Origin of the sequence: Psychrobacillus sp. FSL H8-0487, from assembly GCF_038008385.1 — a bacterium.
Taxonomy (GTDB): Bacteria; Bacillota; Bacilli; order Bacillales_A; family Planococcaceae; genus Psychrobacillus; species Psychrobacillus psychrotolerans.
Map to the genome: position 1 here is coordinate 535,237 of NZ_JBBOZA010000001.1, position 21,278 is coordinate 556,514.

The 21,278-nt window shown below is 36.8% G+C and carries 21 protein-coding genes; 10 read left to right on the top strand and 11 right to left on the bottom strand.

Annotated elements, in window-relative coordinates; translation table 11 throughout:
- Window positions 1–50: 50 nt before the first annotated feature.
- Window positions 51–764 (top strand): AAA family ATPase, encoded by a 714-nt coding sequence (locus MHI47_RS02645; protein ID WP_093535925.1) that lies wholly within the window; start codon window positions 51–53, stop codon window positions 762–764.
- A 78-nt stretch (window positions 765–842) separates the two neighbouring features.
- The gene (locus MHI47_RS02650) at window positions 843–1,562 is read left to right on the top strand and encodes a glycerophosphodiester phosphodiesterase (protein ID WP_340829372.1); all 720 of its coding nucleotides are present in this window, start codon (window positions 843–845) and stop codon (window positions 1,560–1,562) included.
- A 191-nt stretch (window positions 1,563–1,753) separates the two neighbouring features.
- On the opposite strand, the gene MHI47_RS02655 is transcribed toward MHI47_RS02650, so the two are convergent.
- From MHI47_RS02655 to MHI47_RS02670, 4 genes are read right to left on the bottom strand one after another with little or no spacing between them, the layout of a single operon-like run.
- Window positions 1,754–2,761: a FecCD family ABC transporter permease gene (locus MHI47_RS02655; protein ID WP_093535921.1), complete on the bottom strand. Its 1,008-nt coding sequence runs from the start codon at window positions 2,759–2,761 to the stop codon at window positions 1,754–1,756.
- A complete protein-coding gene (locus MHI47_RS02660; protein ID WP_340761408.1) occupies window positions 2,758–3,759 on the bottom strand; it encodes a FecCD family ABC transporter permease in 1,002 nt (333 codons plus the stop codon). The genes MHI47_RS02655 and MHI47_RS02660 overlap by 4 nt, the downstream gene beginning before the upstream one ends.
- A 55-nt stretch (window positions 3,760–3,814) precedes the next feature.
- Entirely contained in the window at window positions 3,815–4,732 is a 918-nt protein-coding gene (locus tag MHI47_RS02665; RefSeq protein WP_340829374.1) for an iron-hydroxamate ABC transporter substrate-binding protein, read from the bottom strand.
- 4 nt (window positions 4,733–4,736) lie between these two features.
- Entirely contained in the window at window positions 4,737–5,528 is a 792-nt protein-coding gene (locus tag MHI47_RS02670; RefSeq protein WP_093535917.1) for an ABC transporter ATP-binding protein, read from the bottom strand.
- Between the two features lie 126 nt (window positions 5,529–5,654).
- Here MHI47_RS02670 and MHI47_RS02675 point away from each other — a divergent pair, with 126 nt between their 5' ends.
- Window positions 5,655–6,695: an NAD(P)/FAD-dependent oxidoreductase gene (locus MHI47_RS02675; RefSeq protein ID WP_093535915.1), complete on the top strand. Its 1,041-nt coding sequence runs from the start codon at window positions 5,655–5,657 to the stop codon at window positions 6,693–6,695.
- 201 nt (window positions 6,696–6,896) lie between these two features.
- On the opposite strand, the gene MHI47_RS02680 is transcribed toward MHI47_RS02675, so the two are convergent.
- Window positions 6,897–7,919, bottom strand: coding sequence for a DUF2804 domain-containing protein (locus MHI47_RS02680; protein ID WP_340768177.1), 1,023 nt, complete (start codon window positions 7,917–7,919; stop codon window positions 6,897–6,899).
- A gap of 114 nt (window positions 7,920–8,033) precedes the next feature.
- On the opposite strand from MHI47_RS02680, the gene MHI47_RS02685 reads away from it, so the two are divergent.
- Entirely contained in the window at window positions 8,034–8,522 is a 489-nt protein-coding gene (locus MHI47_RS02685; RefSeq protein WP_340761412.1) for an amidase domain-containing protein, read from the top strand.
- Between the two features lie 100 nt (window positions 8,523–8,622).
- Here the strand turns inward: MHI47_RS02685 and MHI47_RS02690 are convergent, their stop codons facing one another.
- Together MHI47_RS02690 and MHI47_RS02695 are read right to left on the bottom strand one after the other, a co-directional pair.
- Window positions 8,623–9,471 carry a DegV family protein gene (locus MHI47_RS02690; protein WP_175496209.1) on the bottom strand — a complete coding sequence of 283 codons (849 nt, stop codon included), beginning with the start codon at window positions 9,469–9,471 and terminating at the stop codon, window positions 8,623–8,625.
- Window positions 9,472–9,576: 105 nt separating this feature from the next.
- Entirely contained in the window at window positions 9,577–10,149 is a 573-nt protein-coding gene (locus tag MHI47_RS02695; RefSeq protein WP_340829375.1) for a glycerol-3-phosphate acyltransferase, read from the bottom strand.
- A 50-nt stretch (window positions 10,150–10,199) separates the two neighbouring features.
- Between MHI47_RS02695 and MHI47_RS02700 the strand changes: the two genes are divergently transcribed.
- On the top strand, window positions 10,200–12,017 hold the full coding sequence (locus MHI47_RS02700; RefSeq protein ID WP_340768179.1) for a sensor domain-containing diguanylate cyclase: 1,818 nt from the start codon (window positions 10,200–10,202) through the stop codon (window positions 12,015–12,017).
- Window positions 12,018–12,078: 61 nt separating this feature from the next.
- A complete protein-coding gene (locus tag MHI47_RS02705; RefSeq protein ID WP_340761415.1) occupies window positions 12,079–12,654 on the top strand; it encodes a nitroreductase family protein in 576 nt (191 codons plus the stop codon).
- Between the two features lie 101 nt (window positions 12,655–12,755).
- Here MHI47_RS02705 and MHI47_RS02710 read toward each other — a convergent pair whose 3' ends face one another.
- Window positions 12,756–14,153 (bottom strand): dipeptidase, encoded by a 1,398-nt coding sequence (locus tag MHI47_RS02710; protein WP_340761416.1) that lies wholly within the window; start codon window positions 14,151–14,153, stop codon window positions 12,756–12,758.
- A gap of 173 nt (window positions 14,154–14,326) precedes the next feature.
- On the opposite strand from MHI47_RS02710, the gene MHI47_RS02715 reads away from it, so the two are divergent.
- From MHI47_RS02715 to MHI47_RS02725, 3 genes are all read left to right on the top strand, one after another.
- Window positions 14,327–15,598 carry a hemolysin family protein gene (locus MHI47_RS02715; RefSeq protein ID WP_340829377.1) on the top strand — a complete coding sequence of 424 codons (1,272 nt, stop codon included), beginning with the start codon at window positions 14,327–14,329 and terminating at the stop codon, window positions 15,596–15,598.
- Window positions 15,599–15,706: 108 nt separating this feature from the next.
- On the top strand, window positions 15,707–16,165 hold the full coding sequence (locus MHI47_RS02720; protein WP_340829379.1) for a DIP1984 family protein: 459 nt from the start codon (window positions 15,707–15,709) through the stop codon (window positions 16,163–16,165).
- Window positions 16,166–16,648: 483 nt separating this feature from the next.
- On the top strand, window positions 16,649–17,197 hold the full coding sequence (locus MHI47_RS02725; protein ID WP_093535899.1) for an RNA polymerase sigma factor: 549 nt from the start codon (window positions 16,649–16,651) through the stop codon (window positions 17,195–17,197).
- Window positions 17,198–17,518: 321 nt separating this feature from the next.
- Here the strand turns inward: MHI47_RS02725 and MHI47_RS02730 are convergent, their stop codons facing one another.
- Genes MHI47_RS02730 through MHI47_RS02740 form a run of 3 tightly spaced genes read right to left on the bottom strand, consistent with a single transcriptional unit; the run spans window position 17,519 to window position 20,357 of the window.
- Window positions 17,519–19,084, bottom strand: coding sequence for an ABC-F family ATP-binding cassette domain-containing protein (locus MHI47_RS02730; RefSeq protein ID WP_093535897.1), 1,566 nt, complete (start codon window positions 19,082–19,084; stop codon window positions 17,519–17,521).
- 34 nt (window positions 19,085–19,118) lie between these two features.
- Window positions 19,119–19,307, bottom strand: a complete 189-nt coding sequence (locus MHI47_RS02735; protein WP_175496208.1) for an SE1832 family protein — start codon at window positions 19,305–19,307, stop codon at window positions 19,119–19,121.
- A 45-nt stretch (window positions 19,308–19,352) separates the two neighbouring features.
- Complete coding sequence (locus MHI47_RS02740) at window positions 19,353–20,357, bottom strand: hypothetical protein (RefSeq protein ID WP_340829381.1); 1,005 nt, start codon at window positions 20,355–20,357, stop codon at window positions 19,353–19,355.
- A 79-nt stretch (window positions 20,358–20,436) separates the two neighbouring features.
- Between MHI47_RS02740 and MHI47_RS02745 the strand changes: the two genes are divergently transcribed.
- Entirely contained in the window at window positions 20,437–21,195 is a 759-nt protein-coding gene (locus tag MHI47_RS02745) for an NAD-dependent epimerase/dehydratase family protein (RefSeq protein WP_340829383.1), read from the top strand.
- Window positions 21,196–21,278 lie beyond the last annotated feature (83 nt).

The following is a 21,278-nucleotide window of genomic DNA, read 5'->3' on the forward strand; positions in this document are numbered from 1 at the left end:
AGTTAGCTAATACATATAGTAACAAACTAATAATGGATTGAGGTGAAAGGATGTTTTTAAGAAGAATTGAACTCCAAAGAGATAATATTTCATCTTATAATCAGTATCCATTTTCTATACCATCTATCAAAAACTTAGATCAACTAGATTTACACAACAAAGTTACTTTTTTCGTAGGAGAAAATGGATCGGGAAAATCTACTTTGTTAGAAGCTATAGCAGATAAATGTGAATTCAATACGGCTGGAGGAGGAAGAAATAACTTTTACGAGGTAGATGCATCAGAATCATCACTTGGAGATTATATAAGGCTCTCCTGGCTTCCGAAAGTTACCAATGGCTTTTTTCTTCGTGCGGAGTCATTTTATAATTTTGCCACTCATATAGATACACTGGGAACTGGTCCATACGGTGGAAAATCCTTACACCATCAATCTCATGGAGAGGCATTTTTCTCGCTTTTCTCTAATAGATTTAGAGGTAGAGGTATTTATTTGCTAGATGAGCCGGAAGCGGCTTTATCACCAGCACGTCAGCTAGCGTTTCTAAGAATTCTACATGACTTAGTACAAGAAGATGATAGCCAATTTATCATCGCCACACACTCACCTATTTTATTAGGTTACCCGGAAGCTGTTATTCTAAGTTTTGACAACGGGGAAATTACAGAAATAGAATATGAAGAAACGGACCATTTTCAACTGACGAAATACTTTTTACAAAATAGAGAAAAGTTTTTGAAAGACATTTTAGAAGAGGAATAAAAGCTGGTGATTTGTGCTTTCTTATACAAAAAACAAAGAGGTATAATAAAGTGAATATAGTACAAGGAGGTAGGCTCCATGAAAATTTATGCCCATCGAGGTTCTTCAGGTACGCATCCAGAAAACACAATCGCAGCTTTTAAAGCAGCTGCAAAACTACCAATACATGGTGTGGAGTTCGATGTTCATATGACGAAAGACCATGAATTGGTTGTAATACATGATGAAACCATCAATCGTACATCCAATGGAACAGGGTTTATCAAAGATATGACATTAGCTGAATTAAAGAAATTTGACTTTGGTTCTTGGTACTCCCACGAATTTAAAAAAGAAACAATCCCCACGCTAAGAGAAGTGCTATATGTATTTAAAGATACACATCATCATCTAAATATAGAGCTGAAATCTGACGTTTTTCCATATGAAGGTATGGAGCAGGCAGTGCTACAAATGTTAAAGGATTATCGATTAGAGGCTCGTGTCGTAATCTCCTCGTTCAACCATGAGATGGTTCGGAATGTTAAACAATTGGCTCCACCTATAGAAACGGCTGTACTCTTTATGGAAGTTATGATTGAACCGCACAAATATGCTGAAGTGGTAGGAGCAGATGCCTTACATGCATTTTTCCCGACAGTTCTTAGGGAAATGGGAGCAGAAGCCATTGCAAGTGGTAAAAAAGTTCGTGTTTTTACAGTCAATGATGAAAAATATGCAGATTTGTTAAAGCAAATTGGGGTAGATGCTATTTTCACGGACTACCCAGAGAAAATGTGGAAATACCTTCAATCATAAGAAAATGGACTACAAAAAATTGTAGTCCATTTTTTTGTGTAATTATTTACTTGCGCGACAGTATTGTATACTCGCGTTCATCTGCAGATTACTAGTGGACTGGGAAATGCATTTATTTATTAATCTGCACTGCTACGTTCTAAAAACTTCTGAGCAAATGAGTTCCAATTGTAAAAGAGTAAACTAAATAATTACTTTCTCATCAATAAATACATAAAGTAAGGAGCCCCTATTAAAGCAACGACTACTCCGGCTGGTATACCATTTGGTTCGATAACATTGCGACCGATAGTATCAGCAAATAGCAAGAGCCAACCGCCAATGAGGATAGAAATAGGGATGAATAATTGATGACGTGGTCCAACTAATGATTTGGCAATATGAGGGGCCATTAAGCCTACAAAAGCAATTCCTCCAGTTACAGACACTGCAGATGCTGCAAGAGCCACAGCGGCTAATAAAAGGGTAATACGCTCCTTCTCAATTGCAACACCTACGCCAATTGCTACAGGTTCATTTAAGTTGAGTAAGTTTAATTTATTTGCCTTATATAACGTAAACGGAATAAGTACGATTAGCCAAGGTAAAAGTGCCAAAATAAATGGCCAATCCGCACCCCAAATATTCCCTGCCATCCAATTAGCAATGAAGTCTACTTTTTGACGATCAGCTGAAGAGATAAAGACAATCATTAAGCCTGAAAGAGCCATAGAGAATCCAACACCAACTAAAATTAATCGAACTGGCTGTAGCCCTGTTCCTCGGTTATACGAAAGGATATATATAAAAATTGCAGTAATCAAAGCGCCAACAAATGCCACTAAAGGTAGTAAGTATACAAAAGAACCAGATTGAATCGGTATGAATAAGAAGAAAATTGAAACTGCCACTCCGGCTCCGGAGTTAATCCCAATAATACCGGGATCTGCTAAATCATTACGTGTAATGCTTTGTAAAATAGCACCAGATAGCGCTAAAGCCATTCCAGCAAGAATTGTAATGATAATTCTTGGTAAGCGAACAGAGAACAAAACAAATTCCTCTTTAAATGTGCCTTGCCCTAAAAAAGTTGGTAATAGACGATTAAAGGTTAGGGTAGAATAACCAATACCTGCACTTATAAAAGCAGTAATAACGATCAACGATAGTAAAACAATAAAAAGTATACGTTGTTTTTTAACTTGCTGACGATGAATCATTGAAAAATACGCCCTCCTTTACGAACGATCACTAAAAAGAAAGGTAATCCCATAATAGCTATAATGGCAGCGACTGGCGTCTCATACGGAATATTTATAGTTCGTCCAATTGTATCAGCAATAAGCATTAGGAATGCTCCTGCTATAACGGACATAGGAATAATTAGACGGTAGTCTGTTCCAACTATTGATCGAACAATATGAGGGACCATTAAACCAACAAAAGCCATATTTCCTACAAGTGCTACAGAGGCTCCGGCAAGTAGAATAACAACTATAAATAAAATTGTTTTCGTTTGAGTAGTTTTTTGCCCAAGTCCGACTGCTACTTCTTCATTTAAACTTAAAATAGTTAACTGTCTAGATAGTAAAAGTGCTACAACGATTCCCATAGCGATAAAGGGAGTAATCATCTGGAGCTGACTCCAGGAAGTTCCTATTAATCCACCCGCTGTCCACATAGAGACATCTTTCGAAATCTTAAAATAGATTCCCACTCCGTCGGCAACAGCATACAAAAACGCGGATACTGCTGCACCAGCTAGAACTATTCGGAGAGGGGAAAAGCCACCTTTTTTCGTTGCCCCAATACCAAATACCATCACTGCACCAACTGCAGCTCCTATAAAACATGCAATAGTGATACCAAAGTAATTTATCCCAGGAATTAGTGCAAGGCTAATAGCGAGGGCTGCGTTCGCACCCGATGTCAATCCTAATAATCCAGGATCGGCGAGGGGATTGCGCGTTATACCTTGCATAATAGCACCTGACACCGCTAAAGCAGCACCAACCAACATTGCTGCAACTTCTCTAGGTAGTCTTAGCTCTCTTAATATATTGATAGAATCGCTTTTGACACCAGTAAAAATTGATTGCCATACATCTTGTAAGGATGTCGAAGCTGCGCCAAAAACCATTGAAACACAGAACATTCCTACCAATAAAATAAGCCCAATAACAAACTTTAAACTAAAATGAATAGAGGTTTTCATCATGTTATCCTTTCTACAAAAATAGTGGAGGAATCCCAATAGAATTCCTCCACTATTATTACTTATTGTTTAAGAAACTTTCTTTAAAGAACTCCAATTGATAGTCTAATGATATAGGATCATTAAAGTAAAATTCTTCTGCATTTGCTTCAAATAGTTGGCCGTTTTTAACAGCAGGGATATTTTTAAAAACATCTGTTTCTTGGAACGAGTTATCTTGATCTGCGACTTTACTTAAAATCACATAGTCTCCCGAATATTCAGGGAGAACTTCTAAAGATAACGCATAATATCCAGCCTCTAAAGCCATTTCTTTTACTTTGTCAGGCATTTTTAGACCCATTGCTTGATAAAGAACTTCCGTTCCGCGACCCCAATTATCGCCGAAGACATATAATTGTTTGTCAAAGTTTTCGAAAACTGAAACAGTAGCATTTTCTCCAATTACTGCTTTAATTTCTTCTCCAGCTACTGCCGAACGTTCTTTGAAATCATCAATCCATGCTTGTGCTTCTTGTTCTTTATTCAGTAGTTTTCCTATTTCTAAATGCTGCGTCAAATAATCTACTTTTCCATAAGTGAATGTGACTGTCGGTGCAATTTCTTTAATTTTATCTAAGTTTTGAGTAGTAGAAAGACCAATTATTAAATCTGGATTTAATTCAATAATCTTTTCAAGATTTTCTTCCGATACTTCTTCCACATCTGCTAGGAACGAATCGTATCCTGGATTAGACTTTGACCAGGAATCTACTCCTACTAAATCTACATCTAGTGCAGCAACATTACCTGCAAAGGTAGAAAGAACAACAACTCGTTGTGGGTCTGCAGGTACTTCTACTGGACCTGTTTCCGATTCATATGTAATAGTAGTGGCTTCTTCTTTCTCACTACCTTTAGTATCTGTCGTTTCACTGTTGCAAGCACCGAGGATAAGTACTAATAAGATAGTAAATGGCAATAATAATTTATTCATTTGTCTATTCTCCCTTTAGTAAATCGTATGTAATACACATTGGTTTGTTTGTTCTTGGGTCTATTCCAATTTCGGCGTCTATATTAAAGACACCACGTAAAACTTCTTTTGTAATTACTTCTTCACATGGACCTGCTTTCACAATTTGTCCATCCTTTAAAGCAACGATATAGTCTGCGAAGCGGGCTGCTTGGTTTAGATCGTGTAATACCATTACAATAGTACGTTTTTCTTCTTTGTTTAGGCGTTGCAAAAGCTCAAGAACTTCCAATTGATGCGCCATATCTAGGTAAGTTGTAGGCTCATCAAGAAAAATAATCTCCGTCTCTTGTGCAAGAGCCATCGCTATCCATACGCGTTGACGTTGACCGCCAGAAAGAGAATCGACTGGTAAATACTTAAAAGTACTTGTGTTTGTAACTTTCATTGCCCAATCTATTACTTCATAATCCTTTTGAGAAAGCCGACCAAAACCTGTTTGATATGGGAAGCGTCCGTAAGAAACTAATTCACCTACTGTTAGACCGCTAGCACTTTCTGGAGTCTGAGGTAAAATTGCCATCTTTTTGGCAAGGACTTTCGTGTTTTCTTTGGATACATTTTTACCATCTAATACGACCGTACCAGACTGATGAGAAATGATACGTGTAATAGCTTTAAGCAGGGTGGACTTCCCGCATCCGTTAGGTCCAATTATTGTAGTTATTTTCTGATTTGGAATTTGTACAGATAAATCTTTTACGATCAGTTGCTCACCGTAGCCAATGGATAAATCGTCCGTATATAAACGAACCATTTTAAATACCTCCAAACTAATTCTTGCTAAATTTACTGATAACGATTATCATTATCATATTAGCAACTATATTTAATTATTCAACTTATGTCAACAAATAATTTTTAGGGGTAGGAGACTAAAAAAATGCATAATGTATTTGATGTGACGGTTATTGGTGGAGGTCCAGCGGGGTTGTATTCTGCTTTTTATAGTGGTTTAAGAGAAATGAAAGTGAAAATTATAGAGTTCCAACCTCAATTAGGTGGAAAGTTGCATGTGTATCCGGAGAAAATGATTTGGGACGTAGGTGGCCAGACTCCAATTTCCGGTGAACGATTAATCGAACAATTAGTTCAACAAGGACTAACGTTCGACCCAGAAGTTGTAGTGAATGAGAAAGTAGAGTCCATTACTCGCAGAGAAGACGGTATTTTTGTTTTGCACGCCGCTTCAGGAGTGGAACATTTTTCGAAAACTATCATTATTGCAGTAGGAAGTGGGATTTTGAAGCCTACCAAACTAGAAATTGAAGGGGCCGAGCGGTTCGAGGTCAGCAACTTAAACTACACAGTCAAATCAATTCAACGTTTTAAAGATAAGACAGTCATTATCTCAGGTGGAGGAAACGCAGCAATTGATTGGGCAAATGAATTAGAGCCTATTGCCAAAAAAGTATATGTGACTTATCGTAAAGATTCGTTAAATGGTCATGAAGCACAGGTAACTCAGTTGCTAGAAAGCTCTGTAACCTGCTTTTTCAATACGAAGATTACTAAGCTATTCGCTAATGCAAATCATGACATGATAGAACGAGTTGCAGTTCTTAACAATGAGACAGGCGAGGTTATTCAAGTAGAAGTCGATGAGGTTATTATTAATCATGGCTATGATCAGGATGCGGAACTTCTGAAAAAGAGTAAAATATCCATTGATATTGCAGATGATTTCTATGTGAAAGGTACTAGTAGAGGGGAATCATCTGTTGCTGGGATTTATGCAGCAGGGGATATCATCCAATATCCAGGCAAAGTAAATCTAATAGCCGGGACATTCCAAGATGCTGCCAATGCAGTGAATCAGGCAAAGCAATATATCCAACCAGATGCTAACAAATTTGCAATGGTCTCCTCACACAATGAAGTATTTAAAGAACGAAATAAAAAGTTAGTGAAGCAACTCGTATAACATGAGTGCATAAGGTTCTCCTACCTAAAAAAGTTGTCTCTAAGTAACCAATACTTACTTGAGACAACTTTTTTTATGCAGTAAACGTACAAGGGAAAACCTTACAATTCCAACTGAAATGCAAAAAAATCCAACTAGCAAAGGTGTACTAAAGGAAAAAGAGGATCGTGACATTAGTCGCGAACCTCTTTTTCTTGCCACTCACCATTTAGCTTGATGTTCTTCGATGCATCCGAGTAATTGTTTTACTTCAAGAGTTGGTCCATTTTCTAATTGAATTCTACCATTGAAATAACCCATCATTTGATTTACCTCAGAGTATATAAATTTCATATCCGTTTTAGCAATCCGGTGGAAAAAGGGAGTGAATGTAATATTCACATCTTCAGAGAATTTTGTATGGACTTTCCATGGTTTCATAAAGTCTTTTGTATCGTATGTAAAAAGTAAGTCTTCATGAATTTTGGTCATTTTCCCATCTATGAAAATCGCGTTTTCCGTCATACCTGTACCATCTGTCCATTTGCCTCCAAAATTTAAACCAATTCTTTTGGAGCCAACTCGTTGAGAAGCAAATCCCCAGTTCCAAATAGCAGCTCTTGGCCAAACTCCTCTACCATAGTCAAGAACAGCAAAATTGTCCTCTGGCTGGAATGTGAAGCGGGAATCTCCAATCTTTACAAAACCGGTCGTCGGTAGAGTATGGTGCTTCCCAGTAAATTGAAATTGTTGCCGATTCCAAGGAATAACAACATTTAACGAATCATCTTCAATTGGATGAGATATATGTAAATCTGCATGTAATAAGTCTCCATCAAAATCAGGAATTGTTACGGTCATATGCGTTTCGTTTTGTATATACATTAGTTGGATAGACATTTCTTTGGAATGAAGTTGAATACTTTCTAATATATTTGTTGGCATTTTTAGTTTATTTCCCAGGGGAATCGTAACTGTCTTTTCAACATAACGTTGTGTTTCATAATTAAGGAAATAGACAAAGCAAACTGCTGCGTAATCTAGGTGACTAATCGTCGCGGAAAAAAGAATATCGTCCCCAAAAACACACCAATAATTCCATTTCTTCTTGCGCATATAATGACCTTTTAAGTTGCTTTCAATTAGAGGCTTCTTTGCATATCCAATTGCCTTGGGGTTCAAATTACCTTTTTTATCGCAAAGTAGAGTGGGCTCTGAAATTTCTTTTTCTGCATGCTGTTTCACGGACCATCTTCCTTTCTAAAAGTAATTTGTCGAAAAAATTAATTAGTTCATTTATTCCATACTAGCATATATTTCCTGTTTAATCATATAAACAAAATAGAGGGAGGATGAAAATTGGCGACATACAATCGTGAGGCTGCAGTAGCCTATGCACAGAAATGGTGGAACAGTAATAATCCAAGGTTTCCAATGTTCGATGTGGACTGCACTAATTATATTTCACAATGCCTGTTTGCAGGAGGGGCTCCAATGAGAGGGCAACCCAACAGGGAGAGAGGGTGGTGGTTGAGCAGTGAAACATGGAGTTTGAGTTGGAGCACTCCGCATTCATTGCGTTGGTACTTAGCAGGCTCTACGAAGGGTTTGCAAGCAACACAAGTAAATTCGCCTGATCAGTTACTCCCAGGGGATCTTATTTTTTATGATTTCCAAGGCGATGGCAGATATGATCACTCGACCATAGTAACAAGTGTTCAAAATGGTGTTCCTTACGTTAATGCCCATACAAATAATAGCCGCAATAGATACTGGAGCTACGAGGATTCTTATGCCCATACACCGAGGACGAAGTATATATTTTTCCATATAAAAGATAAGTTTTAATGGGAAAACTTTCGGTAAAAATAATATAATAATTGTCAAAAGACTTCCGAAAAATAGATATTCGGAAGTCTTTTAATATGAGCTATATCTTGTTTAGTTCCTACAAATACCATAGTAACGCAACTGTATCCTCTCCAGCATGTACTGCTAGGGATGTACTAATCTCGCCAATTGTAAACTGTAAATGTGGTGCTTGTTGTAAGATGGCTTCTTTTAAATCATTTGCTTGCTGCTCGGCATTCGCGTGCATTATATATACATGTTGTAAACCATCATTTACCGAGGCTTCAACTGCCTTATTGATGAGATACTGGATTGCTTTTTTATGAGAACGTACCTTATCTAATTCCTTAAGCTCTCCTTGTGGAGTAATTTGAATAACAGGTTTTATTTTAAGGAGGCTTCCTAAATAGAATTGTACACTACTTAGCCTTCCACCTTTATATAGTTGAGTTAAATTTCCTATTAGAATATAGTTGCGAAACTTCGATACCATTCCTCTTAATGCTGCTGCAATTTCCTGGTATGATTGACCTGCTTCTTGTAATTGCAGACCTCTTTCAACTAATCCTGTAATCCCAGCAGATAAGGAAAGGGAGTCAATAAATTCAACTTGAACTTGTGCGATACCCGCTCCACTAATAGAGGAAGAAAGTGTTCCGCTAAGACTTTTAGAGACATGAATTGCTATGATAGAATTATATTCTTTCCCTAATTTTTCATACAACAGAGCAAATTCACCTGCGGAAGGTTGAGAAGTTTTAATAGACGCTGTTCCATTTCGTATACGATCGTATAGTTGTTCGTGTGTAAGATCTACACCATCTACAAACTGCTCTAATCCAAAATGAATGTTGATAGGGATTACGTATACATCGGGGTGGTCTTTTAGTGTGTTGCTCAAGTACGCACTACTATCGATTAACCACGCGATTTTATTCATAGTCATTTTGAACATCCTATCTTGTTTAGTATTTAAATAATAGTAATTATATCATACGAATACATATTTTATAATTGTATAATCAAGGAAAATACTATGGTAGTAATAGTATTATGCTTTCTTATTCCACCATCTTTCCTCCCAAGATTCTACAATGTCGAAGCGGTGACGAATGAGAATAATGATAATGGCAATAGAAACCGGCCAAAGAAAATAAAATGCAGGAATTATCCATATTAAAATAGCATATGCACTAAATGCAACAGTCATACTAAGGGTTGCACTTCTGAATAGCATTATTAAAGCGAGAAAACAAAGGACTAACATCCCAAACAATTGTGGTTGTATAATCATGGAGACACCGATGAACGTGGCAATCCCTTTACCCCCACGCCCTTTTAACCAAAAAGGGAATAGATGTCCTAAAATTACTGCTAGGCCGCCAGCGGCTATATATTCCAGTGGATACTGAAGATAAAAACCGATATAAATAACAAGGACACCTTTTAAAAAGTCACCCAAGAAGGTAAGAAGAAATGCAGATTTACCAAGCACAGCACCCGCATTTCTTGCGCCAAGATTTCCACTTCTTTGTTTACTTAAATCGACTTTTTTCCATTTGCCAATCCACCATGCTGAAAGAAAATTACCGACTATATAACTTAATAACCAATATAAGAGCATATTGTCACCTCAATATATATTCTATTTGTTAGTAAAGGGGGGAATACTTTTTGAAGCTTAAATTATATTTGTTATGTATTCCGTTATTATTTTTACTTGCATCTTGTACGAACTCCGAAAATAATTTACCTAAAGCAAAAGATGGAGTTCTAGTTTTATCTAACGATAATTTCTCAGCTAACAACAAAATACCTCTCAATGGAGAATGGGAGTTTTTTTGGGAAGAGTTACTGAATGAAAGCGAAATAAAAGAACGTACGAAAAAAATGAATCCACCTAACATAAATGTACCATCTTACTGGGAGGATTCGGTTTATACAGCACATGGTTATGGCACATATTATTTGAAAGTGATTTTACCAATAGACAAAGTAGGGAATACTTTAGCGATTACTACCGTCAATCAGGGAACCTCTTATACGCTCACTGTAGATGGAGAGCGAATAGCATCTAATGGGTATGTTGGAAATAGTAAAGAAACAAGTATTCCGGAATATTCCGATCGTTTAGTTTATTTTACACCAAGGGATAGGGAAATAAATATCGTATTACATGTTTCTAATTTTACACACAAATTTGGTGGAGCATTTAACCCAGTTTATATAGGGACACCTGAGAAAGTAATGTATACTCACAATATTCAACTTGCAACCTCCATGTTTATAATTGGAGGTATTCTAATAATGGGCGTTTATGAAATATTTATTTACTTGTTCAGAAGAAAGGAGAAGGTCTTCCTTTATTTCGGGTTGATTAATATTGTGATCGCCATATACTCGCTCTTTAAAATGCCATACTATTACAACAAGATATTTACAGAGGTTCCATGGATCTGGGGACATCGTATAGAGATAATTTCAATTTATTTATTGTTTTTACTTTACTTACTGTTAGGAAAGTCCATGTATCCAAAAGAAATGAAGAAGACGCCAGTACTAATTGGCGTAATTATTTCGTTAGTATGCATAGTTCTCACTTTAGTGTCGCAGCCAAGTTTTTATAGTTCTTTATTAGAATATGTTTTTATCATTTTGGGAATATATATGATTTATAATCTATATGTTGTTCTACTAGCCTATAGGAGGAAGCGACCAACTGCACTCGTTAATTTAATAGCAATCATGGTATTCTTTGCAGCAGTTGTAAATGATGTATTCGCATCATTGAACTTTATCGAATCTCTTCCGTTTGTGACTATTGGATTCTTTTTTTATGTATTAATACAGTCGATCAATTTAAGTCGTGAATTTGCGCTAAAATTAAATGAAGCGGAGGACCTTTCTTTTGATTTGAAAAAATTGAACTTATCATTAGATGAAAAGATAAAAGACAGAACGGAAGAGCTCTATCAAAAAAATGAAGAACTAGAGCGATTGACTTTACTAGATGGTTTGACTGGTATATATAATCGGAGGTACTTTGAAGAACATTTGACTATCTATTTCGAGGAAGCACGATTGTCTACCAAGCTATTAGCTGTTTTAATGATTGATGTGGATAACTTTAAATTGTATAACGATCAAAAAGGACATGTTGCAGGGGACCATTTGTTGATTAATCTTGCTCAACTTTTGAACGATCTCTGTATACCAAATAGTTTTGTTGCTAGATACGGAGGGGAGGAGTTTTCTATTGTTCTAATGGATTACTCTGTTCAAGAGATCATCCAGTTTGCAGAAAATGTTCGTCTGGCAGTGGAGGAACAAAAGTATGAGCAAAGTTCTAACTCGACTTATATCACAATTAGTATTGGGGTATCCTCTACAGAAAATCATTCGTTTGTTCATAAAGAAGAGCTTATAAAAAGAGCAGATCAGGCTTTATACGCTTCTAAGTCAAACGGAAAAAATCAAGTCACTTTCTTATAAATGATTAAATTGGTATGATGGAGAAAATAACTATTAGTGAAAAGGGAGAATGGAATAGTAAATGGTGCAATCACTGACAGTACGAGATGCGATAATTCAAAGAAGATCTATAAAATTATTTAATGGACAGCCTGTAGATAGAGAAATGTTGTTATCTATTTTAGATGATGCTGTTTGGGCGCCCAACCATCAATTGAGACAGCCATGGAGATTTATCGTGGCATGTGGGAAAGAATTAGAAGATTTATATACTGTACTTAAGGAATTTGCAATTCCAAAATGGAATGAGCTTTCTGAAGAAGACTTAGAAAAGCAAATGAAGAAATTTACTACTCCTGGAGGTTACGTCTTTGTTGTAGTTCCTGAGGATGCTCGTCAAAAAGAACGTTTAGAGGATTATGCAGCAGCAAGCATGCTTGTACAAAACATCCAATTACTAGCTTGGGATCAAGGTATTGGATCTTGTTGGAAAACGCCCGGATATTTAGATAATCCATTGTTCCGAAAAACACTTGGAATTCAACCTGGGGAACGTATTATTAGTATGCTACAAGTCGGATACTTTGATGAAATGCCAAAACCAAGAGATCGCAAGGGCGTGGAAGACCTAGTAACGATATTTGAAAAAAAAGAATAACTAAAAGTAAAGCGGGTGAGAGGCATAGGTCTCTCACTCGCTTTTTTTAGATATTTAGTGCATAAAAAAACACATGGATTAGAAAATCCATGTGTTCATAGTTATTTTTTTAAATCTTCTTTTGAAAGCTCAGCTAACTCGAAGTAATAATCACCAATTACACGAAGCCCTTGGTCGAAATTTTCTAAATGGAAATGCTCGTTAGGTGCATGGAAGTTTTCTGAAGATAATCCGAAGCCCATTAATACGACTGGAAGTCCAAGAATTTCATCAAATGCAGCTACAATTGGAATAGATCCTCCGCCACGAGTATATGCTGTAGGAACGTTATACACTTTTTCATAACTACGCCCAGCTGCTTGAATAGCAGGGTGGTCGAAAGGAGTGATGAACGGCTTACCTTTATCGAATTCTGTAAGGGTAACAGCAACTCCAACTGGCTTGTTTTTTTCAATATGTGCTCTTAATTTAGCAACAATTTCATCTGGATCTTGATCAGGCACTAGGCGGCAAGTTATTTTTGCCCCAGCTTCACTTGGAAGAACTGTTTTAATACCTTCACCCGAGAAACCTCCGAAGACACCGTTAATCTCTAAAGTAGGTCGTGCCCACACTCGTTCTAAATGAGTGAAGCCTTTTTCACCGAATAATTCATCGACACCAACTTCGGCCTTCAAATCATCTTCATTGAAGCCAAGGGAAGCATAAGCTTCTCTTTCTTCATCAGCTAAAGGACGAACATTGTCATAGAAACCTTCTACTTCAATCGTTCCTTCTGCATCACGGAAAGATTCCAAGATAGAAACTAGTGCGTGGATGGAGTTTTGAACACCGCCACCATAGAGACCAGAGTGAAGATCGCCTTTTGCACCTTTGACATCAATTTGAACGCCACATAACCCACGTAACCCGTAGCACACTGCTGGTTGACCAGGGCCTTGCATACCCGTATCAGATATGACAATAACGTCTGCTGAAAGTTTTGCTTTATTATTTTCAATATATTCTTCAAGATTAGGGCTACCAACCTCTTCTTCACCTTCTATTAAAAACTTAACATTTACTGGTAAGGATTTATTTGTTTGAAGAAGTGCTTCAATAGCTTTTACATGCATAAATACTTGTCCTTTATCATCACTTGACCCACGAGCATATAATTTATTGTCTCTCACTTGTGGTTCAAATGGTTCGCTATCCCATAAGTGAAGTGGATCTACTGGTTGAACATCATAATGTCCGTATATAAGCATAGTAGGTTTACCTTCTGCATGTAACCAATCAGCATAGACGACGGGATGGCCACTAGTTTTATCGACTACCACATTGTCTAAACCTGCTTTAGTTAGAGAATCCGCAAGCCACTCAGCACCTTTTTGCATATCAGCTTTATGTTCAGATAAAGAAGAAATACTTGGAATACGTAAAAATTGTTTCAGTTCTTCTAAATGTTCTTCTCTTTTCTCTGTGAAATAATGGTCTAATGTAGTTAGTTGACTCATTACAATCCCTCTTTTCAAAAAGTTTCGTGAATAGAAATAGTATAGCATAATTTATCATTATACTCGGTATAATTAGTCATGATCGATATTAGTTTTGTGACAACTAAAATCACAATATGATATAGTAGTAAGAAACATATGAACGTATTTAATACTCACAGGAGGCAACAATTTTGTACATAGAATTTGTACTTTTTGCTATTTCAATACTTGTATCGCTTTTTCTATCAGGTAGTGAAACGGCGTTAATGACAGTTAATAGGACGAAGGTCCAGCTAAGAGCAGAACAAGGAGACAAAGAATCGGAGAAACTACTTGCACTGCTATCAAAGCCGGACCGTATGATCATTACTATCTTAGTAGGGAATACAATAGCCAATATAAGTATGGCTGTCATTTTAATATTAATCGCAGAACACTTTGCATGGCATATTGGCTGGTCAATCGCGATATTAACCGTCTTTATTATTTTATTTTGTGAAGTACTTCCTAAAACAATTGCCGCAACATTTTCGGATCGGGTTGTATATGTGGTGTCACCACTGATACGTTTCCTTGTTATCCTTTTGCGTCCAATTACCGCGTTTATAGCTGAAATAACGAATCTATTTATTCGCATTGGTTCAAAAGGAGCAATAACAGAGACGACAATTACGAAAGAAGAGTTACTGTCGATGGTTGATCTTGCTTCAACCGACGGAACTTTTGAAGACGACGAATCAGAACGTATTAAAGGAATGCTGGATTTTCCAAATAAGGACGTTTCTGATGTTTTATCTACTCATAGAACAGAAGTAGTTGGTATTCCTATGGAAGCTACATATGAAGATGTTCGAGATACCATCTTGGAGCATCATTATACTAGGTATCCTGTTTATGACGATAGCTTAGATACTATTGTTGGTATGTTTTATTCGAAAAAGTTTATCGAATGGTCTATGGATACTTCTGTAGGGATTGATACATTTATCGATAAAGATCCATTATTTGTCGTACAAACTTTAAGTGTGGAGAAAGTATTTAAATTGATGCTGACTCGCAAAAAACATATGGCTGTTGTTTTAGATGAATATGGCGGAACACTTGGTATCGTCACGCATGAAGATTTAATAGAAGAAATGATAGGGCAAGAAATTGAAGATGAAACAGATAATGACGAAGAAATTCTTGTACATGAGATGACAGAAAGCCGTTTAGTCTGTGCAGGTAGAATGGAAATTGAAGAAGTCAATTCGCTATTCAACATTTCAATTGTGAATGAAAACGAAACGATAGGTGGCTTTGTCTTAGATCAGTTAGGCCATGTGCCAGAAGAGAATGAACAATTCGCCTATGAAAATCTAATGGTCGAGATCAATGAAATGGATCGTAGTCGCATAGTTAAATTGACTATTACAAAAAGAGAAGAAGTAACTGAACAGGAGACCGAAAAACAAGAGGATTAATCGCCTCTTGTTTTTTTGCCGTTATATGGCAAAGGTATTTTTTTTCTTGAAAAAGAGGACTTACCCTATTGAAAAGCGAATAGCTTTATTATATAGGGGGCGATAAGCATGAAATTAGGAGAAGCTCTAATAGTCCGATCAGATTATCAAAAGCGGATTGAACAGTTGAGAAATAGATTACTTCAAAATGCTAAAATACAAGAAGGGGAAACCCCGAACGAGGATCCTTATGAATTAACAAAAGAACTGAATCAAATATTTAGTAACTTAAAACAGCTTATAAAAAATATAAATCGGACCAATTTACTGACTACTTTTGGTGAGCAACAATCTCTTGCCGATGCCTTAACGGAACGAGACTTACTTGGTCAAGAAAGGAAGATATACAGTGCTTTACTGGATGTTGCTGCCATGCAACACGAAAGATACTCCAGAACAGAGATTAAATCTATCACAACAATTAATGTAAAAGATACGCAGAAATATGTGGATGAAATATCCCGAAAACATCGAATGTTGGATACTAAAATACAAGAAATTAATTGGCTTACTAATGTAATCGAATAGTCGAAAGTTGGTAGCGAAATGTTAAGGCGAGTACAAACCTTCCGACAGGTCAAGTCGGACTTACCGGCGGAGGTTTCGGGGTAACCTCGAGGTTCAACTCCTCATAATACAAGTTACACCCAGTACTGTCACACAAGTACAAGTTATCTAGAACAATTAACTACCGCGTACTGATTTTCATTTCGTGAGGGTGGATAAGGGGAACTTTTATAAGTTATGACTTTCATATGGCTCTTTGACTGCAGTTGAACTAGAGGAACTCTAGTTTTTCTACAGTCTTTTTCTGAGTTAACTAGTATTGGTTGAAGACGATTATATAAAAAGAGTGGAACAAAAGTAGAGTAGGGCCATGGATAGTTATTATCCTCCTAAATTTTGGCTTACACCTTTGTAATTCTTCTGAAAGAGAATACGATGGAGGGTAAGGTTAAAGTTTGGCATTATAGAGTTAACAAGAAAGAAAAGCCGAGCGGAGGAAATAACATGCAGGTTCAATTAGAAGAAATTTACGAGCAATATAACCGTTACATATATTATTTATCATTGAAATTAACAAAAAATCAAACAGAAGCAGAAGACTTAATGCAAGAAGTTTGGGTAAAAGTCGTAAGATACGAATCTTATATGAAAGAAGTAGATCATGTCAAAGCATGGTTAACTACCATTTGTATGAATACATTTCGTGATCGCTATCGCAAACAAGTTAGACGTAGTAAATACGTAGCCAATCAGCCAGAACAATTGGATATTTCATTGCTGGACTTAATAGCAGCGGATGTTCTATCCGTTGAAGAGCAATTAGAAAAAGAAGATGTTGGTGAAATGATTCGATCTAAAGTAAGCGAATTGGATAGCATCTATCAAAAAACAGTTATGTATTTCTATGTACATCAATTTTCATTAATCGAAATTGCTGAAGTAATGAAAGTGTCCATTGGCACAGTAAAATCTAGACTATTCCGTGCTAAACAGCGTTTAAAGGAACTAATCATGAATGATGAATTTGCAAAAGATTCATTAGTACTTGCGTAGAAAGTAAGAGCCTTCCACTTTGGAAGGCTTTTTTTAAACAATGTGCATAGGCTAAACATATTTTTTAGAGTGAATAATACTACTGATTTTCGTTTCAACGCCTTTCATGTTTCGAAGCTAGAGTAGCGATGCGGAATCAGGTGGAAGCCAGTATACTTTCTCTAGTTATCCAAAATTGCACTTACCTGTTTCTAAGGGTTGAAGAAGGCGTAGGAGAGACAGACGCCACAAAAATACTGAAAAAAGGATGCTGTTGGTTGTGATCGATGTCACAACCAACAGCATCCTAAAAAATGTACTCGGTAATAATATAGCAAAACGTTACTCTTTAATAACTTCTTTACCAGTAGAGAACCATTCTTCCACGTTCCATACTTTTGTAACAAGCCCCTCATAAAATTCAGGTTCATGGCTTACTAGCACAATTGTCCCTTTGAATTCTTTCATAGCTCGTTTTAACTCTTCTTTCGCATGAATATCCAGATGGTTGGTCGGCTCATCAAAGATTAACCAGTTTGTTTCTTCCATCATTAATTTACATAGACGAACTTTAGCTTGCTCGCCACCGCTTAAACTTGAAAGGGGACGAGAGATATGATCGCTTTTTAGTCCAGTACGAGCTAAAGCACCACGTACCTGTGCTTGTCCCATGCTTGGGTATGTTTCCCAAATAGCTTCAATCGGTGTGATATCTCCAGCTTTTACTTCCTGTTCGAAATAACAAGGGGTTAAAAAGTCGCCACGTGTTACTTTTCCGTTTAAAGGAGGTATTTTTCCGAGAATTGTTTTAAGCAAAGTCGATTTACCGACTCCGTTCATTCCGACTAAGGCAATTTTTTCGCCACGCTCAATGGAAAAAGTCAATGGAGGTAGTAAAGCCTTGTCGTAACCGATTTCCAAATGCTCTGCTTCAACAACATAGCGACTAGGGCTACGAGATTCCTTGAAACTAAACTCTGGTTTAGCTGCCGTTTCTGGGCGGTCAATTCGTTCTATTCGATCCAGTTGTTTCTGACGAGATTTTGCTCGTCCAGTCGTAGAGTATCGTGCTTTGTTCTTGGCGATAAAATCTTCTTGTTTTTTAATGAAATCCTGCTGCTTTTCATAAGCATCAATATGCTGTCTTTTGTTTAGTTCAGCAAGCTCTAAGAATTTCTCATAAGATGCGGTGTATCTTGTCAGTTTCGAAAATTCTAGCTGGAAGATAACGCCTACGATACCATTCATAAATTCAGTATCATGGGATATCAATAAAAATGCGTGTGGATAGTTTTTTAAATAATTGGAAAGCCAGTTTACATGCTCTTCATCTAAATAGTTGGTAGGCTCATCCAAAAGCAAAACTTTAGGTTTTTCTAATAATAGCTTTGCAAGTAAAACCTTTGTACGCTGACCACCAGAAAGTGCTTCAACTGGTCGATCCAAACCAACAGCATCTAACCCAAGACCTCTAGCAACCTCTTCTATCTTCATATCTAACGAATAAAAGTCACCAGCATCTAAAGCATCTTGAATGTCCGCCATTTGCTCTAATAACACTTCAAGCTCCTCGGGAGTAGCTTCTGCCATTTTTCCAATAATTTCGTTTAACTCTGCTTCTTTTTTATAAAGCGGTAAATAAGCATCGCGTAGTGTATCAAACATCGTACGTCCTGGTTGTAGACGAGTATGCTGATCTAAGTATCCGTAATGGGTACCTGGCAGCCATTCTACACGTCCTTCGTCATGAATGATTTCACCTGTTAATATATTCATTAATGTTGACTTTCCAACACCGTTGGCACCTACAAGTCCAACATGCTCACCCTCGACTAAGCGAAATGAAACATCCTTAAATAGGGTGCGATCTCCGAATGTATGTCCTAAATTTTCTACTAATAAGCTCATGTATCTATTTCCTCCAAAAAGAAAGCTCTGCGGATTATAATAATTCCGCGAGCTGTTTGTTTAGTTCTGCAAGTTTTTCTTCCATTGTTGCTAGTCTACGTTCAGCATTTTCAACTTGAGTAGGATGGCCATTTGACTCTAACTTTTCCATATCACCTTGCAAGTTAATATAGTCCAATTTTAGCTCAGCAATTTCTGATTGTAGCTGTGATTTTGTCATCATCGATCACCTTCAGTATTTTGCATTCATTGTAGCATAAAAAAGGACCTAGCGTACGATTTCTTGTTCCTCTTTCGAACTTGCAATGGTTTGTTCAATCAGTTTGACTAATTCTACTAAGTTATTACTAAAATCAAACCGTTTCTGCTTTTGTATAAAGGCGTTTCTTCTATTATCATGAAGGATAATTTCCATCACCGCATTTTGAAGGTAAGATTGTTTTATCTTTCTACCAAGTCCTAGGTTTGCGAAGCCATGTCCTTCCTGAGGGAATGCGTAGTTAACTTCATCTTCGTGTGCACAAAGAACGATGCAAGGAATTTGAAATTGGGCTACTAGGAATGGCATATATGTTCCGGAAGTTATTACTATATCACCGTTTGGAAGGAATGTTTCAGGTTCTGACGTAGAGACAATTTTTATCGATTTGCGTGTAAGTGCAAATCGTTTCAGTTCGAGTATATCATGCTTGTAATGTTCGTCCACTAATACGCTAATCTGAAGTGGAATATGAAGTTGTACAAGATGTCTTAAAGTTCGGTAAGTTAAATTTTCGGGATCTTCATGCGGAAAACTTACGATAATATGCGGGGGATCCTGTATCGTGTTATTATTTTTATAGACCGCTTTTTTGGTTGGAATATAGCCAAGCGGACCAAATACATATTGCTCTTTCGTTAAGTCCTTCGGATTTTCATACAATGATTGAATGACAAGATCAGCCAATGTCCCACCATCTCCATGGTCGTCCAAATGAATAAGCGTACTATTGAACATTTTTAAACGACGGATAAGATCCTTTTCCGAATTTCCACCATCATGCATAATACAAGTAGGATCAAAAACTTTCATTTCCTCGATTAGGTGTGAATTATTTCTATACAAAAGAGGTTGGATTTGCTGTTTTTTTAAATATTGAATGAGGCTTGTATTAGAGTTATGCACAAAAATTTCGAAGTTAGTTGGTTTTAATGAAGAAAGTAATGCTACTGCACGATCAGCAGGATAAAGTCCACGATGTGGCAGTGTATTTAATATATAAGCTAGTTTCATATTACATCTTCCTTTCCAATAGTTATCTTTTAAGTGTATGGAAATGGACAGGTGCTTATGACAAAAGGGGGGAAGTAAAATGGCTAAAAGAGTGGCTATAGTAGTAGGTGCTACTGGTTTTACTGGAAAATTCTTAGTAAAACAACTATGTGAAAGTGAAGAATATGCTGCAGTATCAGTAATAGTAAGAAGAGATTTTGCTTATAAGCATGCCAAACTTGATGTTCAGGTTAAGGATTTTGATAAATTAGAAGAAAACGATTTAGATATTGCAGACGATCTATTTTGCTGTCTAGGTACCACGATGAAAAAAGCTAAGTCAAAAGAAAATTTTGAACGAGTAGATTTAGAATATCCATTAAGAATTGCTTCCTTAGCCAAAAAACGTGGGATTCCAAATTTTCACGTTATCTCGGCAATCGGCTCCAGTAAAAAGTCACCTTTTTTCTATAGTCAAGTGAAGGGCAGATTGGAGGAGGGGTTATTAGCAATAGACCTACCGCATCTGTTCATTTATAGACCTTCGTTGCTTACTGGAAATCGAGGAGAATTTCGTTTAGGGGAGCGCCTATCAGAAGGTGTTTTCAAACTTTTAAATCCTATTTTAATAGGGCCGTTTAAAAGACTTCGCTCTATTCAAGGGGAACAGCTGGCTTTTGCTATGTACCATTATGCATTACATAATACAAAGAATAGTGTAAACGTCTATAAACCACTGGACATTTTAAATGCCAAGCCATTTGAGACAGTGGAAGTAGAGCCCATTTCACGGGAAGAGTTGTTTAATTGGGATAATCGAGAGGATATTTTTGTTGATAAAGATACTTCGAAAGATTAAGATTTCTGAAAAAATTAAAATGTTCAAAAGCGTCATAACCTCTCCGTCAAAAGGATGAACTTTGATAAATTGGTTCTCATTTT